At 45.5% G+C, this 6,000-nt stretch carries 8 protein-coding genes; all 8 read right to left on the reverse strand.

What is annotated here, in order from left to right:
• Positions 1 to 22: 22 nt before the first annotated feature.
• Positions 23 to 778 (reverse strand): MotA/TolQ/ExbB proton channel family protein, encoded by a 756-nt coding sequence (locus HQK80_03930; GenBank protein ID MBF0221374.1) that lies wholly within the window; start codon positions 776 to 778, stop codon positions 23 to 25.
• 12 nt (positions 779 to 790) lie between these two features.
• Positions 791 to 1,627: a 3-methyl-2-oxobutanoate hydroxymethyltransferase gene (panB, locus tag HQK80_03935; GenBank protein ID MBF0221375.1), complete on the reverse strand. Its 837-nt coding sequence runs from the start codon at positions 1,625 to 1,627 to the stop codon at positions 791 to 793.
• 171 nt (positions 1,628 to 1,798) lie between these two features.
• Complete coding sequence (gene ruvB / locus HQK80_03940) at positions 1,799 to 2,836, reverse strand: Holliday junction branch migration DNA helicase RuvB (GenBank protein MBF0221376.1); 1,038 nt, start codon at positions 2,834 to 2,836, stop codon at positions 1,799 to 1,801.
• Positions 2,833 to 3,450 (reverse strand): Holliday junction branch migration protein RuvA, encoded by a 618-nt coding sequence (gene ruvA / locus HQK80_03945; protein MBF0221377.1) that lies wholly within the window; start codon positions 3,448 to 3,450, stop codon positions 2,833 to 2,835. The genes ruvB and ruvA overlap by 4 nt, the downstream gene beginning before the upstream one ends.
• Positions 3,451 to 3,562: 112 nt before the next feature.
• Entirely contained in the window at positions 3,563 to 4,078 is a 516-nt protein-coding gene (gene ruvC, locus HQK80_03950) for a crossover junction endodeoxyribonuclease RuvC (protein ID MBF0221378.1), read from the reverse strand.
• Between the two features lie 11 nt (positions 4,079 to 4,089).
• Positions 4,090 to 4,836, reverse strand: coding sequence for a YebC/PmpR family DNA-binding transcriptional regulator (locus tag HQK80_03955; protein MBF0221379.1), 747 nt, complete (start codon positions 4,834 to 4,836; stop codon positions 4,090 to 4,092).
• Between the two features lie 58 nt (positions 4,837 to 4,894).
• Positions 4,895 to 5,491, reverse strand: a complete 597-nt coding sequence (locus HQK80_03960) for an RlmE family RNA methyltransferase (GenBank protein MBF0221380.1) — start codon at positions 5,489 to 5,491, stop codon at positions 4,895 to 4,897.
• A 103-nt stretch (positions 5,492 to 5,594) separates the two neighbouring features.
• Positions 5,595 to 6,000 (reverse strand): 16S rRNA (cytidine(1402)-2'-O)-methyltransferase (locus HQK80_03965; GenBank protein MBF0221381.1); only part of this gene is annotated, 406 nt, incomplete at its 5' end.

Here is a 6,000-nt window from a genome sequence, read left to right on the forward strand (position 1 = left end):
AAAAAAACACCGAAGTGCAGCACTACTGCCCTGCCAGACGATCTTTTGGAGGCAGAAAGGTTTCCAAAAACTCCTGCATAACCCTGGGATTAATACCCTTCAAAATTCCAAGCACCCCTTCAATTATCAGACGTTTGTTTCTGGCTTCCTGTTCACTGCGCAACGCAAGTTTATCGGCGATAGGCAAAAAAACCAGGTTGGCCAGAATAGCCCCATACATGGTTGTTAAAAGGGCGACAGCCATGGCGGGTCCTATCGAAGCCGGATCGCTCATATTGCCCAGCATCAAGATCAGACCGATAAGAGTGCCTATCATACCAAAGGCTGGCGCAGCATCACCCATACCGCTGAATACCTTGCGGCCAAGATCATGCCGTTCAATGGTCAAACTAACCTCTTTTTTTAAAACCTCTTCAATAAACTCAGCCTCATGCCCGTCAACACAGTACATTATCGCCTTTTTCAAAAAGGCATCGTCTATCGGTTGCTGCTCAAGAACAATCAAGCCGTTTTTTCTGGCAATATTAGCCAGGTTAACAACCTCTTTGATAATATCAGATGGATTACTTAACGAGGAGAAGAGTGTCTTCATCCCAACTTTTGAAGAATTAATAACATCCTCCATACCAAAACGAATAAAGGCAGTTGAAAGAGTACCACCCAGAACAATCAGCACTGAAGGAATATTTATAAAGCTCGACAGCGATCCGCCCAGAAATATCGCCGCTAATATTAAAAATGTACCTAACGCCAAGCCTATCGGGGTTGCTATATCCATTAACGTGTCCCTTTAATTACTGTTCAACAACTCTTTTACATCAAATTTGAGAGGAAAACTATGCTCGTCTCCGGGATACTCCCCGTCTTTAACTTCCTGTATAAACACCTGCACGGCCTCTTTTATGGAAGGAGCGAGGCGAGTAAACTGTTTAACAAAACTTGGCGTAAACTTTTCGAACATGCCCAGTAGATCATGGGTCACTAATACCTGTCCATCGCAACCCACGCCGGCACCAATGCCTATTGTCGGAATACCTATCTGCTGAGTAATCAACTGCGCCAATGGAGCGGGAACACATTCCAGAACAATTGCAAAGGCTCCGGCTTGCTCCAAGGCCCGAGCTGCTTCAAGCAGGGCCTTAGCAGAATCGATATCTTTGCCCTGCACTTTATAACCACCAAGTTTGCCTGCCGTCTGCGGCGTCAAACCGATATGACCCATTACCGGGATACCAGCCTTATCGATTGCCCGAACAGTCTCACAAACTTCAATGCCACCTTCAATTTTAATGGCGTCAGAGCCTGCTTCCTTCATGAAACGGCCAGCATTTTTAATAGCGTCAGGCACTGAGACCTGATACGACATAAACGGCATATCGCCAACTATCAAGGTATCTGGCGCCCCATTGCGGACAGCCCTTGAATGATGAATCATCTCCTCCATGGTCACAGGAACAGTTGAGTCATATCCAAGCACCACCATACCGAGAGAATCACCAACCAACAGCATATCCACACCGGCGCCTTCGAGCATCCTGGCGAAACTGGCATCATAAGCAGTCAGCATAGAGATACGCTGACCGACAGCTTTCATATTTTTGATATCTGCAACATTTTTTTTGGTCATGGTTCTCTTTGTATTAGATCGAAAAAGTTGTTTTTAACAGCTTGATATAATTACCATAGCAGAATTTTGTGCAGACACAAAAAAAAACATGCCGCAAGGTAAAAATATATTTTTTGAGATGTACTGAAAATAAGCGGAGAAACAAGAAGAAATTAAGAAAGGAACAATGGCTTACTCAAAAAGTTTGGGCGCTTGTTGGGGGATGCTGCCGGCATAGGTTCTGCCAAAATGCTCATAAGCGGCGGGGGTGACCATGCGCCCCCTGGGAGTGCGCATAAGAAAGCCGGACTGAATCAAGAACGGTTCGTAAACATCTTCCAGGGTGTTTTTCTCCTCGCACACAGCAGTGGCCAGAGTTTCAAGACCAATTGGACCGCCCTGAAATTTGTCAATCATAGTAAGCAGAATACGCCGATCCATATCATCTAGCCCCAGTTCGTCGACATTGAGCATCTCAAGGGCTAAACAAGAGACCTTCTTGGTAATTTTACCATCCGCCTTAACTTCGGCAAAGTCACGAACCCGCTTGAGAAGGCGGTTTGCAATTCTAGGGGTACCGCGAGAACGCCCCCCCAACTCCTGCGCTCCGCTTTCATCCATCGGAATGCCAAGCATTTTCCCTGACCGCTTAACAATTTCGACTAACTCTGTCGATGAATAATAGTCCAGGCGCAGAATAATACCAAAGCGGTCACGTAATGGCGGGGTTAATAAGCCGGTACGAGTTGTTGCCCCCACCAAGGTAAATCGGGGCAAATCCATTTTAACCGATTTTGCACCGGGGCCCTGGCCTATCACCAGATCGAGCTGGAAATCCTCCATGGCCGGATAAAGAATTTCCTCAACAACATGATTGAGACGATGAATTTCATCAATAAACAAAACATCGCCTTCCTGTAGACTTGTAAGAATGGCCGCAAGATCACCTGATTTTTCTATAACCGGCCCAGAGGTGACCTTAATTTTCGCCCCCATCTCGTTGGCAATAATATAGGCCAGGGTAGTTTTCCCAAGCCCTGGGAACCCATGAAACAAGACATGGTCCAGCACGTCGTTTCGTGCCAAAGCTGCTTGGATTGAGATCGACAAATTATTTTTCAGGTGATCCTGGCCAATATATTGAGCCAAGTATTGAGGGCGCAGCGACACCTCTTCGGCAAGCTCATCTATCACACCCTTTGAAGTGACTATGCGTTCCTCAAAATTCACGCCAGGGACCTCAATGTCAATCGCAACAACTCTTCAATCGGTGGGCTCGGTTCAGCATGTGGAACACTCTTCAAGACATTTCTTAAGGCTTGCCTGGCTTGGGACTGAGGATACCCCAAATTAACCAGTGCAGAAATAACGTCACTGGCAACCTGATCGTCAACATCAGAGCCAGCTTGTTCACCATGTGTGGAATCATCAGGATTAACAAAGGCCTGGATTTTATCTTTTAACTCAAGACACAGCCGTTCTGCCGTCTTCTTACCTATACCAGGCAACTTCGTTAGACGATGTAGATCATCCGTGAGAACAGCGCGAGAAAAATCAGCAGGCGAAAGCGCCCCGACTATACCCAAAGCAACCTTGGGCCCAACGCCAGAAACCCCCAACAAAACAACAAACAGCTCTTTTTCTTCGCGGCTTATAAAGCCAAAAAGTTCAATGGCATCCTCGCGCACCTTGGTGTAGATGAAGACAAAAACCTCCCCGCCTATCTCCGGCAAGTGCCGCAGTCCCGATTGGCAAAAAGCAACATCGTAACCAACGCCACCGCAATCGACAATAATTCGCTCTGGAGTTTTATGTAACAGTGAACCAGTCAGACAGGCGATCATTTAGTACCTTATCAGTAATTTTCGTGTTTTTTATGGCAAGACTTCAAATAACCAGTTTTAAATTAGCAATTTAGAACCTACTTTTAAGGTACTTATCCAGGCCCGCAGTTTATTATAGTTTATCTGGGCTAAGGATACCTCCCAGATGATTGGCCATGCAGATGGCTACAGCCAGTGCGTCCGACGCATCTTCACTAGGAGAAGAGGTTAAGCCAAGGAGAACTCTTACCATATGTTGAACCTGTGCCTTGCTTGCCTGGCCATATCCGGCAACAGCCTGCTTGACCTGTTTGGCTGTGAACTCATCAACCAGCAGCTGGTTCGTCACCAGGGCCATTATTACCGCTCCGCGTGCCTGACCAAGCTTCAACGCCGACTGGGGGTTTTTGGCAAAAAAGATATCCTCAACAGCAGCACATTCAGGCTTATATTCACTAACCACCAAATGAATACCATCAAAGAGTTCTTTGAGGCGTTGGGGAAACTTATGTGATGCCGTCGACTTCACAACACCACAACAAACAAACTGAAATTCAGAGCCGGTAACATCAATAATTCCATAACCGGTTATCCTGGATCCAGGGTCAATGCCGATAATACGAAAAGAGTTCCCAGATGTTCTTGCCATTATTGACGGTGTTATAATTGTTCCATAATTTCATCTGGAATGTCGAAATTTGAATACACATTTTGCACATCTTCGTTTTCTTCAAGGGTTTCCATCATGGTCAAAATGCGCTTAGCGGTTTTCTCGTCGGTAATATCAACAGTATTCTGCGGAATCATCGAAACTGAGGCGTCAAGAAAGGCCACGCCATTTCCCGCAAGTGACTCGCGTACCGCATCAAAATATTCCGGGGCAGTTATTACCTGGAATTCACTCTCTTCTTCCACAACATCCTCGGCACCAGCATCGAGGGCCAGATCCATCAACTTGTCTTCTGAAATTGTTTCTTTATCGACCAGAATAAGCCCCTTTTTATCAAACATAAAAGCAACACAACCAGACTCCCCGAGGTTCCCACCGTTTTTGCTAAAACAGTGTCTCACCTCGGATACGGTGCGGTTTCGATTGTCGGTCATACATTCTACCAGGACAGCAACGCCGCTGGGGCCATACCCTTCATAGACGATCTCATCGTAAATAGCCCCCTCCAGCTCGCCAGTTCCCTTCTTAATGGCACGCTCAATATTATCCTTGGGCATATTCTCTGTTTTTGCACCGGCTATTGCCGTACGAAGCCGTGGATTGCCATCAGGATCACCTCCGCCGGAACGCGCAGCTACGGTTATCTCTTTAATTAACCGGGTAAAAATTTTCCCACGTTTTGCATCAATTGCACCCTTCTTTCTTTTAATAGTGCTCCATTTTGAATGTCCAGACACTGTACCCCCCTAAAATCTATTCCTATTAAACTTTAGCCAACAAGCTGATCCGTAATTTTCAGCTTTTGTATCCCATACCCAAAACAAATATCTCCCGGCTTTCCTTCCGTGAACTTTTGGGTTTAACAATTTTTGTTTTAGCAAAATATTTCCGCACCATATCATAAAACTCTTTAAAATCCTCGCCCTCAAACACCTTGCAATAAAAAGTTCCGCCCTCTGCCAGCATCAACTTGGCCAAATCAAAGGCCCGCCGGGATAACTCAAGCGATTTTTGCTGATCTGCCCACTTATTTCCCGTTGTACTTGGGGCCATGTCACTCAATACCGACTGATATTTAGTCGCGTACTTGTAAATTTCTGCCACAGTTTCATCTTCCAGGATATCTCCGACAATAAATTCAATGGCTGCTCGTCCCGATTGCTGCATGCGCTTAGCTTCCTGCAGATCGACCCCAACAACCTTGCCCTGCGGGCCAAGCACCTTTGAGGCATATATTGACCAACTGCCAGGAAAGGCCCCAATATCTAAAACCCTATCGCCGCGTTTTAAAAACCGAAATTTAAGCTGGGCCTCTTCAAGCTTATAAACACTTCGGGCGGGGTACCCCTCTTTTTGGGCCTTCTTAAAGTAATAGTCCTGAACTTGTTTCACATTGCACAGTTGGTTAATTGTTATTTGATTGGTTTCTCTTCTGCTAATCCCCAGCCCATACCGCTGCGAAAAACATATATACCCCAATGCCTGGTTAAAATCATCATTCTTTATCCCAAATCTTCAAGGCCTCAGCATAGACTTTTGATTTAGACAACCCAAGATCAGTGGCAAGCGCCTTAACAGAATCTTTTAAACTTTTATCAGTTGAATCCTTGTACCAAAGTAACAGTTCATTAAGATCCTGCGTTTCGGGCTGCACGTCAATGGATGAGTTCTCCTCTATTAAAACAACATACTCACCCTTAACCCGCAGTTGACCTAACCCATCAATTATATTTGAAATTTTTCCTTTGAGGCATTTTTCGTGAATTTTTGTCAGCTCCTTGCAAATCGCGACATTTCTATCCCCTAACACATCCAGACAGTCTTTTAATGATACAAGCAGGCGATGAGGCGATTCGTAGAAAACTAGCAACGATTGAAGCGCTGCCAGGGATTGAAGTTTT

This window comes from Desulfobulbaceae bacterium (genome assembly GCA_015231515.1).
GTDB lineage: Bacteria > Desulfobacterota > Desulfobulbia > Desulfobulbales > VMSU01 > JADGBM01.

Coding starts and splice junctions, on each gene's coding strand:
- HQK80_03930 (MBF0221374.1), bottom strand. CDS start 778: ATGGATATAGCAACCCCGATAGGCTTGGCGTTAGGTACATTTTTAATA.
- panB (MBF0221375.1), bottom strand. CDS start 1,627: ATGACCAAAAAAAATGTTGCAGATATCAAAAATATGAAAGCTGTCGGT.
- ruvA (MBF0221377.1), bottom strand. CDS start 3,450: ATGATCGCCTGTCTGACTGGTTCACTGTTACATAAAACTCCAGAGCGA.
- ruvC (MBF0221378.1), bottom strand. CDS start 4,078: ATGGCAAGAACATCTGGGAACTCTTTTCGTATTATCGGCATTGACCCT.